At 65.3% G+C, this 21706-nt stretch carries 17 protein-coding genes and 2 tRNA genes; 9 read left to right on the top strand and 10 right to left on the bottom strand.

Annotated elements, in window-relative coordinates; genetic code table 11:
- The first annotated feature begins 296 nt into the window (after positions 1 to 296).
- On the top strand, positions 297 to 1235 hold the full coding sequence (locus AC6IW9_RS19670) for a right-handed parallel beta-helix repeat-containing protein (protein WP_497766500.1): 939 nt from the start codon (positions 297 to 299) through the stop codon (positions 1233 to 1235).
- A gap of 286 nt (positions 1236 to 1521) precedes the next feature.
- Positions 1522 to 2097, top strand: coding sequence for a hypothetical protein (locus AC6IW9_RS19665; protein ID WP_497766498.1), 576 nt, complete (start codon positions 1522 to 1524; stop codon positions 2095 to 2097).
- Between the two features lie 157 nt (positions 2098 to 2254).
- Here AC6IW9_RS19665 and AC6IW9_RS19660 read toward each other — a convergent pair whose 3' ends face one another.
- Positions 2255 to 2929, bottom strand: coding sequence for an outer membrane protein (locus AC6IW9_RS19660; RefSeq protein ID WP_497766495.1), 675 nt, complete (start codon positions 2927 to 2929; stop codon positions 2255 to 2257).
- Between the two features lie 245 nt (positions 2930 to 3174).
- Here AC6IW9_RS19660 and mutM point away from each other — a divergent pair, with 245 nt between their 5' ends.
- The 3 genes from mutM (at position 3175) to AC6IW9_RS19645 (ending at position 8445) form a co-directional block, all read left to right on the top strand.
- Positions 3175 to 4047, top strand: coding sequence for a bifunctional DNA-formamidopyrimidine glycosylase/DNA-(apurinic or apyrimidinic site) lyase (gene mutM, locus AC6IW9_RS19655; RefSeq protein WP_497766492.1), 873 nt, complete (start codon positions 3175 to 3177; stop codon positions 4045 to 4047).
- Between the two features lie 1645 nt (positions 4048 to 5692).
- Entirely contained in the window at positions 5693 to 7672 is a 1980-nt protein-coding gene (locus tag AC6IW9_RS19650) for a putative nucleotide-diphospho-sugar transferase (protein WP_497766490.1), read from the top strand.
- Complete coding sequence (locus tag AC6IW9_RS19645; protein ID WP_497766487.1) at positions 7669 to 8445, top strand: glycosyltransferase family protein; 777 nt, start codon at positions 7669 to 7671, stop codon at positions 8443 to 8445. Before AC6IW9_RS19650 ends, AC6IW9_RS19645 begins: the two co-directional genes overlap by 4 nt.
- Positions 8446 to 8933: 488 nt before the next feature.
- On the opposite strand, the gene AC6IW9_RS19640 is transcribed toward AC6IW9_RS19645, so the two are convergent.
- Positions 8934 to 9007: transfer RNA gene (locus AC6IW9_RS19640), tRNA-Gly, on the bottom strand.
- A 255-nt stretch (positions 9008 to 9262) separates the two neighbouring features.
- Here AC6IW9_RS19640 and AC6IW9_RS19635 point away from each other — a divergent pair.
- Positions 9263 to 9631, top strand: coding sequence for a TIGR02300 family protein (locus AC6IW9_RS19635; protein WP_497766484.1), 369 nt, complete (start codon positions 9263 to 9265; stop codon positions 9629 to 9631).
- A gap of 43 nt (positions 9632 to 9674) precedes the next feature.
- On the opposite strand, the gene AC6IW9_RS19630 is transcribed toward AC6IW9_RS19635, so the two are convergent.
- From AC6IW9_RS19630 to AC6IW9_RS19620, 3 genes are all read right to left on the bottom strand, one after another.
- Positions 9675 to 10694, bottom strand: a complete 1020-nt coding sequence (locus AC6IW9_RS19630) for a cytochrome-c peroxidase (RefSeq protein ID WP_497766481.1) — start codon at positions 10692 to 10694, stop codon at positions 9675 to 9677.
- A 147-nt stretch (positions 10695 to 10841) separates the two neighbouring features.
- Positions 10842 to 12278 carry a PepSY-associated TM helix domain-containing protein gene (locus tag AC6IW9_RS19625; RefSeq protein ID WP_497766479.1) on the bottom strand — a complete coding sequence of 479 codons (1437 nt, stop codon included), beginning with the start codon at positions 12276 to 12278 and terminating at the stop codon, positions 10842 to 10844.
- Positions 12279 to 12562: 284 nt separating this feature from the next.
- Positions 12563 to 12751: a 4Fe-4S dicluster domain-containing protein gene (locus AC6IW9_RS19620; RefSeq protein ID WP_497766476.1), complete on the bottom strand. Its 189-nt coding sequence runs from the start codon at positions 12749 to 12751 to the stop codon at positions 12563 to 12565.
- 244 nt (positions 12752 to 12995) lie between these two features.
- On the opposite strand from AC6IW9_RS19620, the gene AC6IW9_RS19615 reads away from it, so the two are divergent.
- Positions 12996 to 14291, top strand: a complete 1296-nt coding sequence (locus AC6IW9_RS19615; protein WP_497766473.1) for an O-acetylhomoserine aminocarboxypropyltransferase/cysteine synthase family protein — start codon at positions 12996 to 12998, stop codon at positions 14289 to 14291.
- Between the two features lie 149 nt (positions 14292 to 14440).
- On the opposite strand, the gene AC6IW9_RS19610 is transcribed toward AC6IW9_RS19615, so the two are convergent.
- Entirely contained in the window at positions 14441 to 14746 is a 306-nt protein-coding gene (locus AC6IW9_RS19610; RefSeq protein ID WP_497766471.1) for a carboxymuconolactone decarboxylase family protein, read from the bottom strand.
- 113 nt (positions 14747 to 14859) lie between these two features.
- Between AC6IW9_RS19610 and AC6IW9_RS19605 the strand changes: the two genes are divergently transcribed.
- Positions 14860 to 15408: a TetR/AcrR family transcriptional regulator gene (locus tag AC6IW9_RS19605; RefSeq protein ID WP_497766469.1), complete on the top strand. Its 549-nt coding sequence runs from the start codon at positions 14860 to 14862 to the stop codon at positions 15406 to 15408.
- A gap of 19 nt (positions 15409 to 15427) precedes the next feature.
- On the opposite strand, the gene ccrA is transcribed toward AC6IW9_RS19605, so the two are convergent.
- On the bottom strand, positions 15428 to 16681 hold the full coding sequence (ccrA, locus tag AC6IW9_RS19600) for a crotonyl-CoA carboxylase/reductase (RefSeq protein ID WP_497766466.1): 1254 nt from the start codon (positions 16679 to 16681) through the stop codon (positions 15428 to 15430).
- A gap of 226 nt (positions 16682 to 16907) precedes the next feature.
- Between ccrA and gyrB the strand changes: the two genes are divergently transcribed.
- A complete protein-coding gene (gene gyrB, locus AC6IW9_RS19595) occupies positions 16908 to 19349 on the top strand; it encodes a DNA topoisomerase (ATP-hydrolyzing) subunit B (RefSeq protein ID WP_497766463.1) in 2442 nt (813 codons plus the stop codon).
- Positions 19350 to 19586: 237 nt separating this feature from the next.
- On the opposite strand, the gene AC6IW9_RS19590 is transcribed toward gyrB, so the two are convergent.
- The 3 genes from AC6IW9_RS19590 to hslV all read right to left on the bottom strand — a co-directional run bounded on the left by AC6IW9_RS19590 (position 19587) and on the right by hslV (position 21688).
- Positions 19587 to 19662, bottom strand: a tRNA-Ala gene (locus tag AC6IW9_RS19590).
- Positions 19663 to 19785: 123 nt separating this feature from the next.
- Entirely contained in the window at positions 19786 to 21093 is a 1308-nt protein-coding gene (gene hslU, locus AC6IW9_RS19585; protein ID WP_497766461.1) for an ATP-dependent protease ATPase subunit HslU, read from the bottom strand.
- 28 nt (positions 21094 to 21121) lie between these two features.
- Positions 21122 to 21688: an ATP-dependent protease subunit HslV gene (gene hslV, locus AC6IW9_RS19580; protein ID WP_497766455.1), complete on the bottom strand. Its 567-nt coding sequence runs from the start codon at positions 21686 to 21688 to the stop codon at positions 21122 to 21124.
- Positions 21689 to 21706: the final 18 nt, after the last annotated feature.

Below are 21706 nucleotides of genomic sequence, written 5' to 3'. Positions count from 1 at the left end.
GCCTGACGGCGGAAATGCTTTGCTCCTGCGATCGAATATGAAATCTTCTCTTTCTGGTCGACTGCAGGCGAGTCGACCGAGGTTCGACTATAGCGAATACAATAGAATAAGCTAAGTGAGCGGCCGCTCCACTGGATCGCGTGGACGATCGTCATGTTGTTCGGCCCATGCGGCGACAGCCTTCGGGCCCGGCCTCGGCGAAGACCGCCTCGTGCGGCCGAGCACAGGTATGATCTTCGTCCCGTAGTTTGATGCGTCCGTCTTCGAGGCATGAACACAAGCGGAGGATTTTCGTTATGACAATTCGCATTTTCTGGCTGGTCGCGGCTGCGGCCGCAGCTTTGTTCCTGGTCGCTCCGAACCATGCGCGGGCGCAGTCGCGCACCTGGGTGTCCGGCGTCGGCGACGACGTCAACCCCTGCAGCCGTACCGCGCCCTGCAAGACTTTCGCGGGCGCGATCGGAAAGACCGCGGCCGGCGGCGAGATCAATTGCGTCGACAATGGCGCCTATGGAGCGGTGACGATCACCAAATCGATCGCCATCGTCTGCGACGGCGTGGAGGCGGGCGTTCTTGCCTCGAACAGCAACGGAATCGTCGTCAACGCCGCGTCGTCCGACACCGTGTTTCTGAGCGGCCTCGACCTCCTCGGATTCAATGGAGCGGTCAGTGGCGTGAATATTCTTCAGGCGAAATCCGTGCGGATCGCCAAGTCGAAGGTGCGCGGCTTTTCCACTGCCGGCGTCAATGTCGCGCCGAGCGCCGCGGGAAGCTTCGTGAAGGTCGAGGTGGTCGACACTCTGCTCTATGACAATCCGGGCTCCGGAATCATCGTCAAGCCGACGTCCAACGCAAGCTGCCGCCTTCTGCTCGACCGGGTGAATGTCAGCGGGAGCGGGGTCGATGGCGTCAAGCTCGATTCGACGGGGACGACGGGGGTCGTGAAGAGCGTGATCGTCGACAGCGTGATCGCCGGCAACGCCGCAAACGGCGTGAGCGCCGTGGCCTCCGGCGCCGCCGCGCATGCTCTGCTCGACCGCAGCTCCGTCTTCGACAATGCGACCGGCCTCGCCACCAATGGCAGCGGTTCGATCGTCAGCTTCGGCAGCACGAATCTGTCGGCCAATGGCGTCGGCGCCGCGCAGACGAATTCGGGAATCACACAGAGCTACGCGAACAACCCCGTCATCGGCAATGGCGGCAACGGATCATTCGGCACGACGCTGCTGAAGTAGGCGGTGCGCGATCGAAGATGAGGACTTATCGTCATGATAATTCGAGTTTCATTGCCGGCCGCATAGCGATCGCGGCGCTGCTCGCCTTCGCGCCGCAGGGCGCGCAGGCTCAGGCGACGCGGACCTTCGTATCGGGCGCAGGCGACGACACGAAGCCCTGCAGCCGCCCGCGCCCTGCAAGACGTTCGCGGCCGCGATCGGAAAGACGGCGGCGGGAGGCGAGATCAATTGCGTCGATTCGGGTCCGTTCGGCGCATTCTTCTCGATCCAGAAATCGCTCTCCATCGTGTGCGACGATGTGCGGGCGGAAGTGCTCGTCGTCAACAATGACGCAATTACGGTCAGCGCCGCGGCGACCGACGACATTCTGCCGAGCGGTCTGCACATCCGCGGAGTGACGACGAGCTTCAGCGGCGTCCGCGTTCTGCAGGCGCGGTCGGTGGCGATCGGAAAATCCACGATCCGCGGCTTTCACGTCGCGGGGATCAATGTCGTCCCGAGCGTCCCCGGCGCGACGACGAGGCTGCAGGCGATCGATACGATCATCGCCGAAAATCCGGGCGTCGGCGTTCGCGTCGAGCCGGCGGGGGGCGCGAGCGCGAATGTGATGCTCAGCGGCATGGCTGTGAGCGGCGGCGGAGCGGAGGGCGTTCTCTTCGACGCCTCGGCGACCACGGGCTCCGTGAAGGGGCTCGTGCGCGACAGTGTCGTCTCCGCCAATGCGACGACCGGCGTCGCCGCCGTCTCGAACGGCGCCGCGGCCGTGGTCCTCGTCGAGGGCGCCGCGCGGCCTTCGACAACGTCATGGGCGTCTCGGCGTCCGGCTCCGGCGCGGCGCTCCGCTTCACGCGCTCGGACCTGACGGCGAACGGGACGGGCGGCCAGCCAGGCCAATCTCGGCGTCGTGCAGTCATTCACGACCAGCGCCGTCGTCGGCAACGGCGCCGTCGGAACATTCGGGAACACGTCGCTGCAATAGGCTCCTCGCACGCCGCAGCCGACGCGGCGCGCGAACGTTCTCAGAAGTGATAGTTGAACCCGCCGCGGATCAGCGACGTATCGAGCGTCGAGCGCACCGCGTTCGGCGTGAACTCGAAGTAGCGCTCGCCGCCGACCGAGGTGAACAAATATTCCGCCTTGGCGGAGAGATTGGGCGCGAGGCCGTATTCTATGCCGGCGCCGAGCGCCCAGCCCGGCAGGAATTTCGACTGCTGGCCATAGAAGCCGTTGTAGATGTTGCCGATCGTCGCCGTGGTCACGACGCCGGCGAAGCCGCCGGTGAGGAACAGCAGCGCGCTGTCGAAGGTCACGCCGGCGCGCGGGCGCAGCGTCATGATATTGTCGACGCCGCTGCCGCCGGCGACGCCGGCGATGGGCGAGCCGCCGCCCTTGCCGCCGCTGAAGTCGAAATCGCCCTCGAGGCCGATGAGGAAGTTCGGGCCGAACGTATAATTGAAGCCGCCGGTCGCGCCGACCAGCCAGCCGTCGGGCTCGCCGAGCACGGCGGCGCCTCCGTTCTGGAACGCGCCGAAGCCATAGCCGCCGTTGATCCCGAGATAAAATCCCTGCCAGGCGAAGGCCGGCGGCGGCGAATAATAATCGTCCATCGGGACGCTGCGGCGCGGCAGGTCGGCGGCGCTCGCCATGGAGGCGAGAGCGGATGCGAGCAAGGCGGAAAGACGGATAACTCTCATCGAACTGAACTCCACGACTGGCGCGCCATTTCGCCGGCGGCTCTCGCTCCACGACCGGGCCGCAAAGCCCAGCCAGAGTTCGGCCGAATTAGAAGCATTCACCTTAATGCTTGGTTGCAAAGCTGGTTCGATCGCCGCCGGGAACGGCGAATGGAGACGTCGGATTGACAATCCGCGCCGCTCGTCCGATGCAATCGTTTCGCGATTTCGCTCAATCTCTCAGCACGAGTCGTTCGAGCCATCTCATGCCGGAACTGCCAGAGGTCGAGACGGTGCGGCGCGGTCTCGAGCCCGTCTTCACCGGATCGGCGATCGAGCGGGTCGAGTTGCGAAGGGGCGATCTGCGCTTTCCCTTTCCGCAGGGCTTCGCGGCGCGGCTGGCGAACCGGCGCGTCCTGGCGCTGCGCCGGCGAGCCAAATATCTCGTCGGCGAGCTGGACGATGGGATGGGGCTCGTCATGCATTTGGGCATGAGCGGCTCCTTCCGCATCGACGCCGACGATCCCGAGGGCCTGTTTCATCGCGCGCGCGGCGCGAAAGAGGCGCACGATCATGTCGTGCTCCGGTTCGCGAGCGGGGCGTGCGTCACCTATAATGATCCGCGCCGCTTCGGCTTCATGCTGCTCGAACCGCACGTCGATCTGCCGGCGCACTCCTTGTTCGCGGGCCTCGGCGTCGAGCCTCTGGGGCCGGAGCTGACGCCCGAGCGGCTGGCCGGCGCGCTCGCCGGCCGCAAGGCGCCGTTGAAGGCGACGCTGCTCGACCAGAGGATCATCGCCGGCCTCGGCAATATTTATGTCTGCGAGGCGCTGCACCGCGCGCATCTCTCGCCGCTGCGCGCGGCGGGCGGGCTGGTCGACGCCAGAGGGCGGCCCAAGCGTAGATTAGCCGATCTCGTCGGCGCCATTCGCGAGGTGCTGCGCGAGGCGATCGAGGCGGGCGGGTCGAGCCTGCGCGACCACCGCCAGACGGACGGCTCGCTCGGCTATTTCCAGCACTCCTTCCGCGTCTACGACCGCGAGGACGCGCCGTGCCCGACGCCCGGCTGCCGGGGACATGTCGCGCGGATCGCCCAGAGCGGGCGATCCACTTTCTTCTGCCGCGAATGCCAGAAGTGACGGCCCACTGTCCATCCGCTCGGAAGGCGCTCCCGGACGCGACGCCGACGACGTCTTTCGTGATGCCGCGGCTTCGTCGCGTCCTTGTTCGAAGACGAGAGCCGGACTGGAGATCGATCGGCCTCTCCGCTCTCGTTTTCTCCCCGGCTGCGGCAAAGGGAAGAGATGTGAGCTCGCGGAAGAAGGCCGATCGAGGAATGTTTTATATTGGTCGAGGGCGCAGGGACGCTGTGTTCGCGTGGTCATTCAGGCTGTCGGCAACGCCGACGCGGCTCCATCGATGCGCAGGACGTCAAACACGTTGTCCTGTTCGATCGGCCCGACGGCTGGAGACGATTCTCGTGGACGCGATCTCCATCGGCGGCTGCCAAATGAGCGGGCCGGCGCCGACTGCGGTCCCGCGTTCCAGCGCCGAAACCTTGGCCGCGATCTCCGCGGGAGGAGCCCAAGCGGCGGGAGCCGGTGCGGGCGACGGGCGATCGATGCGGCCGACCGGCATGACGTCGACGATCGTTCCCGCGGATGCGATCTCCGCCGGCGGCCGCCAAGTGAGGGCGCTTTCGCCGACGGCGGATCGGTGCTCGATGACAGGAGCTTCGGCGGCGATTTCCGCCGGAACGGCCCACTGCGCCGAAGGCGCCGATGCGATTTCCGACGGCGGCAGCCAAACGAGGGCGCCTGCGGAGGGGCTTCGACCGGCCGCAATCTTTGCCGCGATTTCGACCGGAGGCGCCCAATTCGCGGGAGGCGGAATGGACGAGCGCGATCTTTCGGGATCGACCGGGGCGCCGGCGACGGATCTCGCTGGGGAGCGGAGCGCGGCGAGCTCGAATTTGCGGTGATCCATGCCGTCGACCTCCGACCAGCATTGGGGTCGTGCGGGCAAAGATCCCGCTTGTCCCCGTTGCAGTCCGAAGAAAGCCACAAGGGACAGGATGCATAAAGCGTTAAGAAATCGTAACATGAGCGGTTACTCCAAAAGAGAGAGAACGAGGTCAGGCTGATGCGACCTTCGTAAATTCGCAGTTAAGAGAATGTATCGTAATGAGCCGTACGAATTTACTGCATCGTCTCGCGGCTGAGCCGAAATATTTCACAGGCCGCGCTTGAACCAAGAGATCAGGCTGCGTGCGTCGACGCTCGTGTTTTTCGGACATCCCACATGCGGCGGAAACGGCCCAGTAGAGCGCGAAGCTCGACGCCAGCACGAGCCCGTCGAGACGATCGGTTCTCTCGATGTGGTTGGCCTCGAGATTGAAGCCGCGCTCTCGTAATCAGAGAACATCGCCTCTATGCGCCAGCGCACACCATGGTCCGCCGCCACGTCGTCTCGCCTCCGTTCTGAAAGACGAGCAGGCCCTGCTTGCAGCGCAGCCGCCCGCTCGCCGACGCGCAACGAGACCATGACCATCTGACGAGCGTGTTGACCTTGCTCTGGTCACCACGATCGTGAGGCCGTCGGCGCCGGAGCGTTCCAGCGCCTCGCGCGCGAAAGGCTGCTCTTTTCACGCCGTCATCACGCGCTTTCGGCCATAGCTCCACGACTGTCCGGGCAGTTGTTCACGGTTGAGGATAGGTCGATGCGTAAATATTATGGCTCCAGTGCCGGCTGACCGGCATCGGCAAAGGAGCGCGGATTCAGGGCATGTCGGCAGCCGATGTTTCGACCCATGTGGTCATCTGTGGGCACTTTCACAGCGAGTGCGACCCGCTCATCGATCTAATCTGGGCGTCCGCGACTACGCCGATAATCTGCGCTAGAGGCGTTTCGGGTCTCACGCTGATGGAACGCGGTGAGCCTTTCGTCGTCACGAGTTGGAACAGCGACGTTTCTGCGCTGAAATCTATCCTGGCGCGGGAGGAGAACCAGCGGACCGTACATTGCATCCTATTGATGCGAGACCCGCGAGATTTGCTGACGGTTCGGACCGCAGCGGCGGCCGGCGAGTATGCATATGGCTACGACCGGTCGATCTACATCGGCGATGAGGGGCTCCCGACATACACCAGTCCCGGCGTCCTTCATGTCAACGCGCTGATCCGCCACGCCGCCAAATACGGCAAGCGAGTCGATGTCGTGCGCTATGAGGATTTGATAGCCGATCCGGACGCGATTCAAGCGCGGCTCGCCCAGTCGACGAAGCTGCCGATGTCGGGGCGATTTTCTGATCGCCTCTCCGCGCTCTACCCGTATTTGCGCCGGGGTTCGACGCCAGCTTGGAGCCGCCCCGAGCATGCCGAACGGGTCGTGAGACAGTTCCGGCTGGCGCCGGCGCTGTTCGATGATCTCGCGCGCTGGGGCTACGCGGCGGATCGCGATTGGTTCGACACTCTCGCCGCAACTGTTCCAGCTGCATTCGACGACAAGCCCGGCACGATCGTCGGCTATTACACTGCAGGCACCCGCTACGAGGCCGAGGCTCAGCGGATGGCCGCATCGATCGCCCGCCTGAATATTCCGTTGCGCCTGACCGCGATCGATATGGACGGAGCCGACTGGCTCACCGCCGTGAGGCGGAAGCCCGCCTTTCTGCTCGAAGAGCGTAAGCGCCTGCGAGGGCCTCTGCTCTATATCGACGTGGACGCGGTGGCGCACGCCGACCCGTGGCCCTACCTTCGGGGATATGACGGCGACGTCGCCGTTTCGGCGCATCACGGCGCGAATGTCATCAGCGGAACCCTGCTCCTCAACGATACGGAGGGAGCCGTTCGGTTTCTGGAGGCTTGGCTCGCCGAACAGGACCTTGACCCGAATGCTTGGGATCAGCATAGTCTCCATAATGTCGTGATGGCGCGCCTCGCGAGCCCCGCCTCCGGACCCAGAATCCAATATCTGCCGATCGAATTGTGCTGTGTGTTCGACAAGAAATACAATCCTCCCGTCGTACCGATCATCGAGCATCTTCAGGCCAGCCGGGAGTTGCCCGAAAGGCGTATCAGGGGCAAGGGCTTCCTGCGCTTGGAAAGCCGACGCTCCCGCGTCGAGAAGATCGAAGCAATGCTCGGCATCAACGATCCACCCGCAGGCGAAGCCACGCTTCAGTCATATCGATCGATTCCGCCAGAGCAGCGCCGAACATCGACGCTCACGATGATGCGCGACGGCGCGTCCGACCTGGTTCGATGGGCTGACCCGGCAAACCTGCAGCAGAAATGGTCATCGCGCGCACGCCTGGCCGCACGATTGATCGAGGCTCCGGCTCGCGTGCTCGATCTCGGCTGCGGGCGAATGGATCTCGAGGCTGAACTCGTCGCCGGCGTCAGTTATGTGCCGGCCGACATCGTGATGCGCGACGCGCGCACCTTGCCTTGCGACCTCAATAGGGGCGAGCTTCCAAAGGTCGCCGCGGACATCGCGACAATGCTGGGTGTCCTCGAATACGTCCACGACCCCCGCAAATTGATGATCATTCTCGGCGCTCGATGGCCGCGTCTGATCGTCAGCTACAATCCAGCCGATCTCGACTCGGGGCGAGATCGGCGTGCTCATGGCTGGTTCAACGACCTCCGATCGGCGGATCTGGTGGGGCTTGCTTGTGAAGCTGGGCTCGCGTTGCGCGCCATCGTTCCTGTCGGAGCGAAAGAGCGACTGTACGATTTCTCGCGCGAGGCGCCTGTCGCATGACGATTGGCCACATCTTCCGAGCCGACATCACCAATGTCGGGGATTGGCATTGCCCGCCCCATCGGCACTTCAAATTCGAAAACGATCGAGACGCCGACATCCTGGACTTTGCGCCGGACCGACTCCATCGCCACGTCGTCGTTGGTGGAGGCGGTCTGCTCGCCGCGACGTTTCATCGCCACATGGAACGGCTCACGGCATGCCGACGCAGGCTGAAGAGCCTAGTAGCGTGGGGAGTGGGAGAATCCCAGATTGTCGATCGAGCGGGCGGTTTCGTAACGCCGTACGCCGGTCCGTTGCCAGCGTACTTGAGCGCTTTTGATTTGGTCGGTGTGCGGGATTTCGGCGCGGAATATCGCTGGGCGCCTTGTGCGAGTTGCATGCTGCCTCACTTCGATCGCGATTACGAGATCACCAGAGAGATTTGCATCTACGAGCACAAGCGAATCCCGATTCCGATCGAGGGATTTCCTCGAATGTCCAACAATGGCAACGATATAGATGCTGTAATCGCCTTCTTGGGATCGGCCCACGTCGTCGTCACGAATTCATATCACGGCGCCTATTGGGCGACACTTCTCGGTCGGCGCGTGCTTGCCGTTCCCAACATGTCGAAACTCTACCGCTTGAAGCATGCTCCCGTCATCTGCCGGTATGAAGATTGGAAACGTTATGTCGACGTGACCGTCCGATATGATGACGCGCTGACGGATTGTCGGGCGGCCAACCGTGAATTCTACAATCTTGTTACGGAATTACAGCGTCATGGCTGACGCTCGGCAATCCGAGGTATCGACCGACGGAACGGATGGGGCCGTTGCGCCAAATCCGCGGTTGATCCGAGGACAAATCGTAGATTTCATCCCTCGTAGCGGCTTCGTATTCCTCGAAGAGCCGTGACAGGGGAAAGGCTGCCGGTTTTTCGGCTCCGAGAGGCGCGGCGCGGGCGGCGGTGTCCTGAACCGCTTCCCTTTGTGACCAGCTCTTCCAGTCGCTCAAGGATGCGTTCGATCGGCAAGGCGGTCAGTTGGCGTTGGACGCATGGGGGAAGCCGAGCTCGCAGCTGCGACGGCCGAAGGCCGCGAACTCGGCCGGAACGCGTCGGACGAAGCGCCAAACAGAGCCGCGGCAGGTGAGGAGATCAGGCATGGAGCGCGAGCTGTGTTGGACGAAATGTCGGGAATTTTCGCTCAACAGCGCCGCGTCAGGAGCCGGAATGACAACAATGTCATTGAAATCGTGGACAAATTATCCAGTGAGCTGGAGCGGGTGAAGGGAATCGAACCCTCGTATTCAGCTTGGAAGGCTGCTGCTCTACCATTGAGCTACACCCGCGATCTGTCCGATATGCCAAGTCGCGCCGCGCTTGGCAATGGGTGAAGTGGAGCGGTGCGCGGCCGGTCCTTTTCCCGATCCGGCGGATGAGCGATTCCTCGTGTGGACAAAGGCTTTTTCACCGCCGGCGCCGGCGATCGGCTTGACACGCCGCAGGCGCATTTCTCATTTGACAGCCGCAGAGGCGCACACTAACCCGAGCGCCCGTCTCCACCGGGCGTTCCCATGGCGCTCTACATCGAGGAAGCAAGGACCGTGGCCAAACCCGAACTCGGCGCCAAGCGCCAATGTCAGTCTTGTGGCGTCAAATTCTTCGATCTGAACAAGGATCCGGTCGTCTGCCCCAAGTGCGGAGCGATTTTCCATGTGGCGTCGACGCGTATCGCGAGCCGCGCCTCGGCGGAGGAGGAAACGACGGAAGGAGAGAAGGAAGGCGCCGAGATCGTGTCGCTCGACGAGGTCGAGGCGAACGAGTCGAAGGCCGATGCGATCGATGTGGACGAGGACGTCGAGATCGACGACGCCGTCGAGGAGGACGACACCTTTCTCGAGAACGAGGAGGAGGAGGACGACGACGTCTCGGGCCTCATCGACGGGGACATCGACACCGACGAGGAGAGCTGATGCGATCGAGGCGGCGGCCCCGCCCGGGGGCCGCCCCCTCGTTTCATTTCTCGGCGGCGTCGGGCAGCGGTTCGGGCGCCGAATAATCGGCCGGCGCGGGCTGCGTCAGAGCGCCGAGGAAGGCGACGATGGAGGCGATCTCCTCGTCGGAGAGATCGACGCCCAATTGCGTCTTGCCCATGACGCGCACAGCGCGCGGCAGCTCCGCGACCGAACCGTCGTGGAAATAGGGCCCCGTCTCGGCGACATTGCGCAGGCTCGGGACTTTGAAGACATAGAGATCCGCGTCGTTCTTGGTCACGTCGGCGCGGCCCTTGTCCGGCGTCTCGACGCCGGTCTCCTTCCAATAATCCGTGACGACGCCGAATTTGGCGAAGCTCGTTCCGCCGAGGCCGACGCCGTCGTGACAGCCGGCGCAGCCGACGGCGATGAATTTGCGCAGTCCCGCCTGCTCGGCCGTCGTCAGCGCCTTCTCGTCTCCTTTCAGAAAAGCGTCGAAGCGCGTCGGCCGGGGCAGGGTGCGCTCGAATACGCCGATCGCCTTGCCCCAGTTCTTCTGCGTCACGGGATCGGCCTCGCCCGGAAAGGCCTTGGCGAAGAGCTCCGCATAGCCCGGGATCGATTTCAGCTTGGCGATCACCGTCGCGAAATCGGGATTGCCGAAGGTCGCCGCGCCGGTCGGCGATTTTTCCGCCTGCTCCTCGATCGTCTCGCGGTCGCCGCGCCAATGCGCCTTGAATTGCAGCGCCGCATTGAAAATCGTCGGCGCATTGCGGGGATTGGCCTTGCCGAACACGCCGAAGGACTTCGGCAGTCCATCGGCGCCCTGCAGTCCCGGCAGATGGCAATGCGAGCAACTCACATTGCCGTCGGCCGACACGCGATTTTCGAAGAACAGCCGGCGGCCGAGCGCGGCCTGCTCGCTGGCCGCGCTCGGCGACGCGGGCAGGGGCTGGAAGACCTGTCTGGCGTCGGCGAGAAGCGAGCCGTCGCTTCCGGCGGCGAAAGCGGCCGTCGCGGCGGCGAGAGCCGCCGGTAAGGACATTGGAACGAAGAACTTCATGATGCGCCGTTTCTTCCGGTGTGAGGGCGCCGGAGCGGCGAGCTCCGGCGCGGGCGCATCCTGTCTCGCTTCCAACTGCAGGGCAAGATCGTGCGCGAGAAAAGCCGGGTCTCGCGCTAGGATTTGCCGGGTCGTCGCGGCCTGCGGTCAGATCGGGCGCAGCCCGAGCCATCCGCCCGCGCCGGGAAGGAAGCGGCGGATGATCTGCTCCAACGCCAGAACGAGCAGCAGCGACAGGCCGAGCGTCGGCAGGAAGAGAGCCAGCGCGACGACGAGGCCGAGCGCGAGCGGCGCGAGCCGCGGCTCGGACGACGGCGCCGGCGGGGCGCCCAGCGCGCCCTGCGGGCGTCGACGCCACCACATCACGACCGAGGAGGCGACCAGCACGAGATAGCCGATCGCCGTCAGCAGCCCCAGCAGCTGGTTGACCCAGCCGAACAGCTGGCCCTCATGGGCGGCGATGCCGACCGCGAACACACGGTCGATGAGCGAAGCGTCGGCGAAGCCGGTCTCCCGCAGCTTTTCGAAGCTGGCCGGATCGAGCTCGACGGTTCGGCGCAGGGGGCGGTTTTGCGTCGTCGACTTCACCACCCAATTGGGCTTGCCCGGCGAGGGCGGCGCGATGGTCGCCGGCTCGGCGAGGCCGAGACCGGAAGCGGCGGCCGCCGCTTTGTCGAAGCCGAGCGGCGTGTGGCCGGCGGGCGCCGACGCGCCGCCGCGTCCGTGATGGCCGGCGTGCGGATCGGCGCTCGGCGCCGGCGCCGCCTGCCGGAATCCTTCCTTGCGCTGCGCCTGCTTCTCGTCCGGGCCGGTGGTCCAGTCCTGCTTGACGAACGCCTGCTCGCCGATGCTGCGGACATAGCGGAAGCTCTTGCCCCAGACAGTCGTCCAGGGGAGGGCCGTGAGCAGCAGAAACAAGGCGAAGAAAGAGATCCAGACGCCCGTGACGGCGTGCAGATCGCGCCAGAACAGGCGCCGGCCTGATGAAAGGCGGGGATAGAGGACGCCGGCGAGGCTCTGCGAATCGCGCGGCCACCAGAGGTAGAGGCCGGTGACGATCATGACGATCGCCCAGGCGCCGGCGAGCTCCATCGCTATGTGCCCGGGCGCGCCGAGCAGCATGTCGCCATGAATGTCGCCGACGATCGCGGAGGGGCGAAATCTTTCGTCCTCGATCGCCAGGATCTCGAGCGTGTCGGGCCGCACCATCACGCGGAAGTTCACGAATTCTTCCGCGGGCGCGGCGGCGACGTTTTTCGAGAATGCGACACGGGCGGCGTCTCGAGGATCGGCGCGCAGCTCGATCCCGGTGAGGCGCGCGCCCGGCATCGCCGCTTGCGCGGCGGCGACCTGCTCGTCCAGGGGCTTCGGTTCGTTCGCCAGCGCCAGATGGTCGTACGGACGGTCGAGCCGAGCGTCGATCTGCGGCTTGAACAGATAGATCGCGCCGGTGATCGACAGCACGAAGACGAAGGGCAGGCAGAAGAAGCCGGCATAGAAATGCCAGCGCCAGACGATTCGATAGGCGGCCGCGCGACGAACTGCGCGGTCCGTTCCGAAAATGTCGCGGATGATGACGTTCATTGTGGCCTCCTCGACGATCCGCCGCGGGAGAGCGGCGCGCCGGCGCGCCCGATCCCATAATTTCGCCGCGGGCCGGAGGCGACCGTATTCCGAGCTTAACTCGCGGGTGAAGCCTCGATCAAGATCGAGACATTCAGCGGGCGGAGCCCGAGGGCGTTGTGAAAGAACGGCCGTCGCAAGCGCCGGGCTATGGCGATGGCCGTCCGACCCACCCGCCATCGGACGAGGCCGGGCCAGGGCGAGAGACGTGCGATTCCCTCAACCCCCGAAAGAAAGGGCGCGCCTCACGCCGGGACGCAAGTGTCGGGAACCGGACAAACCTCGGCGCAATGAGGCGTGCCGCCGTCGCATTCCGTGCATTTCTTCGGGTCGATGATATAGGTGTCGCCCTTCATGCGAATGGCGGCGGTGGGGCAGTCGAACTCGCAGGCGCCGCAGACGGTGCATTGCGACGCGATGATCTTGTAGGCCATGGAAGTCTCTCCGAATGCGATCCCCTCGCGGCGCCGGCGGAGAGGCGCCGCCTTGCTTCATTGCGACCTCGGGACAAGCAAGAATCGTTTCAATTCCAATCGGCGGCGCTGCGCGGGAGGCGCGACGGTCGGTCGCATGGGGACGGCGCGGCCGCCGCCGAATGCGAAACCCTACATTGCCAGTAGAATAATAATCCGTTTTAATCCGACGCCGGCGCGAAGCGGCGAGAAGTGGGAGAATGAAATGCCCTTGGACAGCAAGCATCCGGAGACCCTGGCCCTCCACGCCGGCTGGCGTGCGGACCCGACCACGGGCGCCGTCGCGCCCCCGATCTATCAGACGACCTCCTATCAGTTCCGGGACTCGGAACACGCGGCAAATCTCTTCGCGCTGAAGGAGCTCGGCAATATCTACACGCGCATCGGCAATCCGACGACGGCGATCCTCGAGGAGCGCCTCGCCGCGCTCGAGGGCGGCGTCGCGGCGCTCGCCCTCTCCTCCGGCCAGGCGGCCTCGGCCTTCGCGCTGCAGAACATCGCGCGCGCCGGCGATAATGTCGTCGCCTCCACCGATCTCTATGGCGGCACCTGGAATCTCTTCGCCAATACGCTGAAGGAGCAGGGGCTCGACGTCCGCTTCGTCGATCCGGGCGATCCGGAGAATTTTCGACGCGCGACAGACGCGCACACCCGCGCCTATTACGCCGAGACGCTGCCGAACCCGAAGCTCGTCGTCTTCCCGATCGCGGAAGTGGCGGCGATCGGCCGCGAATATGGCGTTCCGCTCATCGCCGACAACACCGCCGCGCCGCTGCTCGTAAAACCCTTCGAGCATGGCGCGGCGATCGTCGTCTATTCGACGACCAAATATATCGGCGGCCATGGGACCTCGATCGGCGGCGCGATCGTCGACGGCGGCAATTTCGACTGGGAGAAGTTTCCGGATCGCCAGCCGGCGCTCAACACGCCGGACCCGAGCTATCACGGCGCGGTCTGGGTGGAGGCGGTGAAGCCGCTCGGGCCCGTCGCCTATATCATCAAGGCGCGCACGACCCTGCTGCGCGATCTCGGCTCCGCGCCTTCGCCCTTCAACGCTTTCCTGACGCTGCTGGGGATCGAGACTCTTCCGCTGCGCATCGAGCGGCATGTGTCGAACGCCCAGGCGGTCGCCGACTTCCTGGCGCAGCGTTCCGAGGTCGTGAAGGTGATCCATCCCTCGCGCCAGCGAGGGGCCGAACGCGAGCGGGCGGACAAATATCTGAAGGGCAAATATGGCGCGCTCGTCGGCTTCGAGCTCGCCGGCGGGCTCGAGGCGGGCCGCCGCTTCATCGACGCGCTGAAGCTCTTCTATCATGTCGCCAATATCGGCGACGCGCGCAGCCTCGCCATTCACCCGGCGACGACCACCCATTCGCAGCTCTCGCCCGAAGCGCAGCTCGCGACCGGCGTGACGCCCGGCTATGTGCGTCTTGCGATCGGCATCGAGCATATCGACGATATTCTCGCCGACCTCGATCAGGCGTTGAAGGCGGCGGGCTGAACCATACGCGGGCGATCGGTGACGGTTTCCTCATGCCGAGGAGGGCTCCGCAGGAGCCGTCTCGAAGCACGCGGACATCTGGCCGTCTCGCAGCGTCGGATCGCCTTGCGCCGCTCGCGATGACGCGTCGTCGGGGGAGACGCTTCGCGTCAGTCCGTCACGACATGCGTCCCATGCGTGACCGCCGCGCCGGCGCGCAGCGCTGCGGCGACGAAGATCGCCTCGGCCAGCTCCGCCTCGGTCGCGCCGGCGGCGAGCGCGTGCTTGCGATGCACCTCGAGGCAATAGGCGCATTGCGTCGTCATGGCCACGGCCAGCGCGATCAGCTCCTTGTATTTCTTCGGAATCGCGCCGTCGGCCAGCGCCGCCTCGTCGAATTTGCGATAGGCCTCCCAGGCGGCCGGAGCCGCTTCGCCGATCTCGCGAAGCCGCTTCAGATTTTTCATGTCGTACATGGACGTTCCTCCTCACGCATGGTCGACCTATCGTACGATAGGTCGACCATGCGTCATTGACGGGAAGCCTGTCAATGGCGCTGTATTCGCGTCGGCGAGAGGGACGAGACGAAATGGCGACGGCGCGACGCGGGGAGGGGACGGCCGAGAAGATTCTCGACAGCGCGGAGGAGCGTCTGTGCCGCTATGGCTATAATGGCGTGAGTTTCCGCGACATCGCCGCCGATGTCGGCGTCAAGAGCGCCAGCGTCCATTATTTCTTCCCGACCAAAGCCGCGCTCGCCGCCGCCGTGGCGCGGCGCTACGCCGATCTCTGCCTCGCCGAGCTCGGCGATCCGGCGTCGCGCGCTCCGGCGGAGGCCCTCGGCCTGCTCGGCGCGATGTTCCGCCGCACAGTGGCCGAGAAGAAGCGCATGTGCTTGTTCGGCATGATGGCGGCGGAAGTCGGCGCGCTGCCGCCCGAGGTCGGCGCCGAGGCGCGCCGTTTCTTCGCCGAGACGCTCTCCTGGCTGCGCGCCGCGCTGGGCGAGGAGGGCGGCGCGGCCGAGGCGATTCTCGCCGCCCTCGAAGGCGGCGTGCTGCTCGCCCGCGTCATGGACGATCCGACCATGCTGGAGAAGGTCCTGGAGCGATTGCCGATCCGCTCCGCGGCGAACGCCTGAATGCGTTACGGCGCGAGATTCACTTCCGTCCCGCCTCGATCACATCCTCGAGCGTGCGCAGGCCGGCGACCGGGGCGTTGACCAGCACCGCCATATTGCCGGGGGCGTGCTCGTTCTTCCACATCTTGGTGTGCGCGTGTGGAATCTTCGCCCACGGGAAGACTTCCGACATGCACGGGTCGACGCGGCGGTCGATGACGAAGCGGTTGGCCGCCGCCGCCTGCTTCAGATGCGCGAAATGCGAGCCCTGGATGCGCTTCTGGCGCATCCAGACATAGCGCGCGTCGAAAGTCAGGTTGAAGCCCGTCGTGCCGGCGCAGAACACCACCATGCCGCCGCGCTTCACGACCAGGCAGGAGAGGGGAAAGGTCTGCTCGCCCGGATGCTCGAAGACGATGTCGACGTCCTTCTTGCCGGTGATGTCCCAGATCGCCTTGCCGAAATTGCGCGCGGCCTTGGACCAGTCGTTGAACTCGGGCGAGTTCACCTTGGGCAGCTGGCCCCAGCAGCCCTTGAAATCCTTGCGGTTGATGACGCCCTTGGCGCCGAGCGAGAGCACATAGTCGCGCTTGCTCTCGTCGGAGATGACGCCGATGGCGTTGGCGCCCGCCGCCGCGCAGAGCTGCACGCCGAACACGCCGAGGCCGCCCGAGGCCCCCCAAATGAGCACATTGTCGCTCGGCTTCAGACGATGCGGCTCATGGCCGAACAGCATGCGATAGGCGGTGGCGAGCGTCAGCGTGTAGCAGGCCGACTCCTCCCAGGTGAGGTGCTTGGGCCGCTCCATGAGCTGGCGGTCCTGCACGCGGCAGAATTGGGCGAAGGAGCCGTCCGGCGTCTCATAGCCCCAGATGCGCTGGGAAGAGGAGAACATCGGATCGCCGCCATTGCATTCCTCGTCGTCCCCGTCGTCCTGATTGCAGTGGACGACCACTTCGTCGCCGACCTTCCAGCGCTTGACCTTGGAGCCGACCGCCCAGACGATGCCGGAGGCGTCGGAGCCGGCGATGTGGTAGGGGAGCTTGTGGACGTCGAGCGTCGACACCGGCTGGCCGAGCGCGGCCCAGACGCCGTTGTAATTGACCCCGGCGGCCATCACCAGGACCAGCACGTCATGGCTGTCGAGCTCCCACGTCGGCACGACCTCGAGCTGCATCGCCTCCTCCGGCGGCCCGTGCCGCTCCTTGCGGACGACCCAGGCGTGCATCTTGGCGGGCACGTGGCCGAGAGGCGGAATTTCGCCGATGTCGTAGAGGTCTTTCAGTTCGGTCAACGTCGGGCTCCTCGGGGAACTCTTCTCGGCCGGCAGCGGGCCGGATTTCATGGCGGTCTTTCATATACGGCCGCCTTTCGCCTGAACAGAGCGTTATTGGTGAGGCGGGCGCTCCCGCGGCTCCGGTCCGTCCGGGCTCCAGCGCCGGTTTTTCGTGCATCTTGCGCCGATTTCGCGGTAAAATCAGCGCCCGAGAATCGCCCCGCCCCAGGAGCCCCCGAAAAATATGAGCAATGACGCCGAAGAAGCTGCGACTCCGGCCGAATACGGCGCGGATTCGATCAAGGTGCTGCGCGGCCTCGACGCCGTCCGCAAGCGTCCCGGCATGTATATCGGCGACACCGACGACGGAACCGGCCTCCATCACATGGTCTATGAGGTCGTCGACAACGCCATCGACGAGGCGCTCGCCGGCCATGCCACCCTGGTCACGGTGACGCTCGACGCCGACGGCTCCTGCACCGTGACCGACAATGGCCGCGGCGTTCCGACCGGCATCCACAAGGAGGAAGGAGTCTCGGCCGCCGAGGTCATCATGACCCAACTGCACGCCGGCGGCAAATTCGACCAGAACTCCTACAAGGTCTCCGGCGGCCTGCACGGCGTCGGCGTCTCGGTCGTCAATGCGCTGTCCGTCTGGCTGAAGCTGCGCATCTGGCAGGACGGGCGCGAGCATTTCATGGAGTTCCACAATGGCGACGCCGTGGCGCCGCTCGCCGTCGTCGGCGATGCGCCGATCGAGGAGGGCAAGTCGAAACGCGGCACGCAGGTGACCTTCCTGCCCTCGCCGGCGACCTTCACCATGGTCGAGTTCGACTATGCGACGATCGAGCATCGCCTGCGTGAGCTCGCCTTCCTGAACTCGGGCGTGCGCATCGTTCTCACCGACGCGCGTCACGCCGAGCAGAAGCGCGAGGAACTCTATTACGAAGGCGGGCTCGAGGCTTTCGTGCGCTATCTCGACCGCGCCAAGACGCCGCTGATCGCCCAGCCGATCCTCGTGCGCGGCCAGCGCGAGCACATCCATGTCGACGTCGCCCTGTGGTGGAACGACTCCTATCACGAGAATGTGCTGGTCTTCACCAACAACATTCCCCAGCGCGACGGCGGCACGCATCTCGCCGGCTTTCGCGCCGCGCTGACGCGGCAGATCACCGGCTATGCCGAGCGCTCCGGCCTCACCAAGCGCGAGAAGGTCGATCTGACCGGCGACGATTGTCGCGAAGGCTTGACTTGCGTCGTCTCGGTGAAAGTGCCGGACCCCAAATTCTCCTCGCAGACGAAGGACAAGCTCGTCTCCTCGGAAGTGCGTCCGGCGGTCGAGAATGTCGTCGGCGAACTGCTCGACCAATGGCTCGAGGAGCATCCGCAGGAGGCCAAGACCATCGTCTCCAAAGTGGTGGAGGCGGCGGTCGCGCGCGAGGCGGCGCGCAAGGCGCGCGAGCTGACGCGCCGCAAGGGCGCGCTCGACGTCGCCAATCTTCCCGGCAAGCTCGCCGATTGCCAGGAGCGCGATCCCGCCAAATCGGAGCTGTTCATCGTCGAGGGCGATTCGGCCGGCGGCACGGCCAAGCAGGGCCGCAATCGCGAGTTCCAGGCCGTCCTGCCGCTGCGCGGGAAGATTCTCAACGTCGAGCGCGCGCGCTTCGACAAGATGCTGTCGTCCGAGCAGATCGGCACGCTGATCACCGCGCTCGGCACCGGCATCGGCCGCGACGAGTTCAACGCCGACAAGCTGCGCTATCACAAGATCATCATCATGACGGACGCCGACGTCGACGGCGCCCATATCCGCACGCTGATCCTGACGTTCTTCTACCGGCAGATGCCGGAGCTGATCGAGCGCGGCCATGTGTTCATCGCTCAGGCGCCGCTCTACAAGGTGACCAAGAGCAAATCGACGCAATATTTGAAGGACGAGCGCGCGCTCGAGGATTATCTGATCGACTCGGTGCTGGACGGCGCCGTGCTTCGCTGCGGCAATGGCGAGGAGCGCGCCGGCAAAGATTTGCGCGGCTCGCTCGAGGATGCGCGCGCCTTCCGCCAGATCATGACCAGCCTGCATTCGCGCTACGATCGCAGCGTGGCGGAGCAGACGGCGATCGCCGGCGCGCTGGCGCCGCCGCCGCCGGACGAGGCGCAGGCGCAGGCGCTCGCAGAGACGGTGGCGAAGCGGCTCGACGTCATCGCCGAGGAGACCGAGCGCGGCTGGAGCGGCGAATTGCGCGAGGGCGGCTATGTCTTCCGCCGCACCTTGCGCGGCGTGGCGCAGGCGGTCACGCTCGACGCCGCGCTGCTCGCCTCGAGCGAAGCGCGCAAGCTGCACGAGCGCGCGGCGGGCCTGCGCGACATCTTCGCCGGCGCCGCGGCCCTGGTGCGGCGCGGCGACGAGACGCCGCTCTCCGGTCCGCTCGCGCTCTATGACGCGACCGCCGCGCTCGGCCGCAAGGGTCTCACGATCCAGCGCTACAAGGGCCTGGGCGAGATGAACGCCGAGCAATTGTGGGAGACGACGCTCGACCGCGAGGTGCGTTCGCTCCTGCAGGTGAAGGTGAAGGAGGCCGCCGAGGCCGAGGATATTTTCGTCAAGCTGATGGGCGATGTGGTGGAGCCGCGCCGCGAGTTCATCCAGGAGAATGCGCTCAATGTCGCGAATCTGGACGTGTGAGCCGTCGCCGGTCTCGGAGACGGCGGCGTTCTGGCCGGCGACGCTCGAATGTTCGAAGAAACTCGCGTCGGGAAATGTGACGGAGGACGCACTCGCCAATTGGTTTCGAGCACGATCGCTCGATGTTCCGCTGTAGGCGGCTCGGCGGAAAAGCCGACATGCCGCCAGTATCCGCCGGCTCGGCGATTTTCGTCGCCGTCTTCGTCCGAAAATCGAGATCTAACCGTTTGATTGCTTTGGTGGAGCCAGACGGAATCGAACCGACGACCTCTTCAATGCCATTGAAGCGCTCTCCCAACTGAGCTATGGCCCCACTGTTCTTTCGCCGCCCTCTCGGGAAAGGGCGGGGCGTTCCGGCGACTCGTCGCCGCCGGCGCGTCGGCTGTATAGTTCAGCCCGACGCGCGCCGCAAGCCCGTCGTCGGCCTCATCTCGGCTCACAGGATGAAACGGCTCAAATCCCTGTTCTTGGCCAGATCGCCGATGTGCTTCTCCACATAGTCGCCGTCGATCGTCACCGTCTCGCCGGCGCGGTCGGACGCCGAGAAGCTCACATCGTCCAGCACCCGCTCCATCACCGTCTGCAGGCGACGCGCGCCGATGTTTTCGACCGAGGAGTTCACCTGCACCGCGACCCGGGCGATGGCGTCCACCGCCGAGGGCGAGAATTCGAGCATGACCCCCTCGGTCGCCATCAGCGCCACATATTGCTTCGTCAGGCAGGCCTCGGTCTCGGTGAGGATGCGGCGGAAGTCCTCCTCGTCGAGCGAGGCGAGCTCCACCCGGATCGGCAGCCGGCCCTGCAGCTCCGGCAGCAGGTCCGAGGGCTTGGCCACATGAAAGGCGCCCGAGGCGATGAACAGCACATGGTCCGTTTTCACCGGTCCGTGCTTGGTCGCGACCGTCGTGCCCTCGATCAGCGGCAGCAGATCGCGCTGCACGCCCTCGCGCGAGACATCCGCTCCGCCCCGTCCTTCGCGCGCGCAGATCTTGTCCATCTCGTCGATGAAGACGATGCCGTTGTTCTCGACCTCGGCGATCGCCTCGCGCACGCTCTCCTCCTGGTCGATGAGCTTTTCGCTCTCCTCGGCCATCAGCGGCGCATGGGCGTCCTTCACCTGCATCTTGCGGCGCTTGGCGCGACCCTGAAACGCCTTGCCGAAAATGTCGCCGATCGAAAAGGCCGAGACGCTCGCGCCCGGCATGTTCGGCAGTTCGAACATCGGAACCTGCGGCCCCGACTGCGTGATCTCGATCTCGATCTCTTTCTCGTCCAGCTCGCCGGCGCGCAGCTTCCTGCGGAAGGAATCGCGCGTCGCGGGCGAAGCGGCGGGGCCGACGAGGGCGTCGAGCACGCGCTCCTCGGCGGCGAGCTGCGCCTTGGCCTCGACGCCCTTGCGGCGCTTGTCCTTCACCAGCAGGATCGCCACCTCGACGAGGTCGCGCACGATCTGCTCGACGTCGCGGCCGACATAGCCGACCTCGGTGAATTTGGTCGCCTCCACCTTCAGAAAGGGAGCGTTGGCGAGCCGGGCGAGTCGGCGCGCGATCTCGGTCTTGCCGCAGCCGGTCGGACCGATCATCAATATGTTCTTCGGCAGAACCTCCTCGCGCATCGGCCCTTCGAGCCGCAGGCGCCGCCAGCGGTTGCGCAGAGCGATGGCGACGGCGCGCTTGGCGTCCTTCTGCCCGACGATGTAGCGGTCGAGCTCGGAGACGATCTCGCGCGGCGAAAAATCGGCCATGTTCAAAGTCCTCGGGCGGCGGGCGCGATCAGATCGTTTCGACCACGATGTTGGTGTTGGTGTAGACGCAGATTTCCGCGGCGATCTCCATCGCGCGGCGCGCGATCGGCTCGGCCTCGAGCGGCGTATCGATGAGCGCGCGCGCCGCGGCGAGCGCGTAATTGCCGCCCGAGCCGATCGCCGCCACGGCGCCGTGCTCGAACGCCTGCGGCTCCAGCACGTCGCCGGCGCCGGTGAGGGTCAGGCCCACCTCGCGGTCGGCGACCAGCATCATCGCCTCGAGCCGGCGCAGATAGCGGTCCATGCGCCAGTCCTTGGCGAGCTCGACGCAAGCCCTGGTCAATTGTCCCGGATATTGCTCGAGCTTGCCCTCGAGCCGCTCGAACAGAGTGAAGGCGTCGGCCGTGGCGCCCGCGAAACCGGCGATCACATCGCCCTTGCCGAGGCGGCGCACCTTCTTCGCATTGGCCTTGACGATCGTTTGTCCGAGGCTCACTTGTCCGTCGCCGGCGATGACCGTTCTGCCGCCCTTTTTCACCAGGACGATGGTGGTCGCATGCCAGCCCGCCGGCTTCGTATCTTGTTCCAGAGTCATCCGAGCCTCGGCCTGAAA

This window comes from Methylosinus sp. shoA (assembly GCF_059718125.1).
The sequence above is the reverse complement of the archived record's forward strand: the minus strand, read 5'-3'. Positions and strand labels throughout refer to the sequence as shown.

Excerpts from the sequence above, each read along its gene's own strand:
- AC6IW9_RS19625 (WP_497766479.1), bottom strand. The coding sequence starts at position 12,278 with ATGAACGTCATCATCCGCGACATTTTCGGAACGGACCGCGCAGTTCGT.
- mutM (WP_497766492.1), top strand. The coding sequence starts at position 3,175 with ATGCCGGAACTGCCAGAGGTCGAGACGGTGCGGCGCGGTCTCGAGCCC.
- AC6IW9_RS19650 (WP_497766490.1), top strand. The coding sequence starts at position 5,693 with ATGTCGGCAGCCGATGTTTCGACCCATGTGGTCATCTGTGGGCACTTT.
- AC6IW9_RS19605 (WP_497766469.1), top strand. The coding sequence starts at position 14,860 with ATGGCGACGGCGCGACGCGGGGAGGGGACGGCCGAGAAGATTCTCGAC.
- gyrB (WP_497766463.1), top strand. The coding sequence starts at position 16,908 with ATGAGCAATGACGCCGAAGAAGCTGCGACTCCGGCCGAATACGGCGCG.
- hslU (WP_497766461.1), bottom strand. The coding sequence starts at position 21,093 with ATGGCCGATTTTTCGCCGCGCGAGATCGTCTCCGAGCTCGACCGCTAC.
- AC6IW9_RS19630 (WP_497766481.1), bottom strand. The coding sequence starts at position 10,694 with ATGAAGTTCTTCGTTCCAATGTCCTTACCGGCGGCTCTCGCCGCCGCG.
- hslV (WP_497766455.1), bottom strand. The coding sequence starts at position 21,688 with ATGACTCTGGAACAAGATACGAAGCCGGCGGGCTGGCATGCGACCACC.
- AC6IW9_RS19670 (WP_497766500.1), top strand. The coding sequence starts at position 297 with ATGACAATTCGCATTTTCTGGCTGGTCGCGGCTGCGGCCGCAGCTTTG.
- AC6IW9_RS19615 (WP_497766473.1), top strand. The coding sequence starts at position 12,996 with ATGCCCTTGGACAGCAAGCATCCGGAGACCCTGGCCCTCCACGCCGGC.
- AC6IW9_RS19610 (WP_497766471.1), bottom strand. The coding sequence starts at position 14,746 with ATGTACGACATGAAAAATCTGAAGCGGCTTCGCGAGATCGGCGAAGCG.
- AC6IW9_RS19660 (WP_497766495.1), bottom strand. The coding sequence starts at position 2,929 with ATGAGAGTTATCCGTCTTTCCGCCTTGCTCGCATCCGCTCTCGCCTCC.
- AC6IW9_RS19620 (WP_497766476.1), bottom strand. The coding sequence starts at position 12,751 with ATGGCCTACAAGATCATCGCGTCGCAATGCACCGTCTGCGGCGCCTGC.
- AC6IW9_RS19645 (WP_497766487.1), top strand. The coding sequence starts at position 7,669 with ATGACGATTGGCCACATCTTCCGAGCCGACATCACCAATGTCGGGGAT.